This is a genomic window from Chitinimonas sp. BJB300, from assembly GCF_002735695.1.
In the GTDB taxonomy this organism is placed as follows: domain Bacteria; phylum Pseudomonadota; class Gammaproteobacteria; order Burkholderiales; family Chitinimonadaceae; genus Chitinimonas.
Map to the genome: position 1 here is coordinate 1 of NZ_PDZH01000308.1, position 1,299 is coordinate 1,299.

1 protein-coding gene is annotated in these 1,299 nt (G+C 60.5%); it reads right to left on the reverse strand.

Annotated elements, in window-relative coordinates; genetic code table 11:
- Positions 1-1,299, reverse strand: a 1,299-nt coding sequence (locus tag CSQ89_RS21545) for a hypothetical protein (protein WP_308418205.1), incomplete at both ends; no start/stop codon positions are given.

The window sequence follows — 1,299 nt, forward strand, 5'->3', positions numbered from 1 at the left end:
TCAGGTTGCCCTGGCTGTCATATTCAAACCGGGTGACCAGCTGCACGCGCTGCGTAGGGGCATCGGGGTTGGTGCGGATGTCGATGGCGTCGGTCGTTTCGGTGAGCTTGCGGCCCATCGCATCGTAGGTGTACTGGGTACGTAGGTCACCAGGACTGGCCAACGATTGCTTGACCACCTCGGCCAAGGGCCGGCTGCTGTCGACCGGCTTGGCGTAGCGTATCGTCTCGGTGACTTGGCTCAGGCTGTCATAGCGCTGCTCGGTCACCACCCCATTCGCATCGCAACTGAAGGTCTGACGGCCCAACGCATCATAGGCAAAGCGGGTGGCGTTGTCGTTGGCGTCCCATTGGGTCGCCACATTGCCTAGGGCGTCGTAGTCGTACCGCGTGGTCAGTTTTAGCCCGGTGGGGTCCACCGTCTCGCTGAGCTTGCGGCCCATCACATCGTAGGTGTAAGCAGTGGCGGTATGGTTGGCATCCCACTTCGCCACCACATTGCCCAGAGCATCGTACTCAAACCGCGTGGTGAGTTTTAGCCCTGTGGGATCGACCGTCTCGGTGAGCTTGCGGCCCGCAGCGTCATAGGTGCACTGGGTCCGCAGGTCACCGGGACTGGCCAACGATTGTTTGACCACCTCGGCCAAAGGCCGGTGGATGTCGACCGGTTGGGCATAGCGAATGGTCTCAACTACGCGCCCCATGCTGTCATAGCGCTGCTCGGTCACCACCCCATTCGCATCGCTGCTGAAAGTCGGACGACCCATGGCGTCATAGACAAAACGGGTCGCGTTACGATTGGCATCGGTCTTGGTTACCAGGTTGCCCATTCCGTCGTATTCAAAACGGGTGGTGAGTTCAAGTCTGGTAGTGTCAACAACCTCCTGGATAAGCCGGCCAGCCTTGTCGTAGACATAGTGCGTCAGGCGGTCATTGACCGCATCGGGACGCAGCAGGACCTTGATCAACTCCGGGCTCAGGGCGACGCTGTTATTCTCATTGTTGAATCCCCCGTTGGTCAGTGACCAGCCCCGGGGACCGAGCACCATGTCGCCATTGGCGCTGATGACGGCGCCGGTCGACAGGTCGATCAGTTCCAGGGTATCGAGCTCGACCAGCTGGCGGGGGTCGCCACTGCCATAGCTATACAACAGCAAGGGGGCGGCGTTGACACTGCCGGCCAGGAACTTGTTGTGGTTGATGGCAGGCCCGACATTGGGCGGATTCTCCCCGCCGATCATCCCTTCAAACGTCTGCCAGCCCATGTCGGGGGTGAGCAGCTTGTCGGCAACTGCAGCAT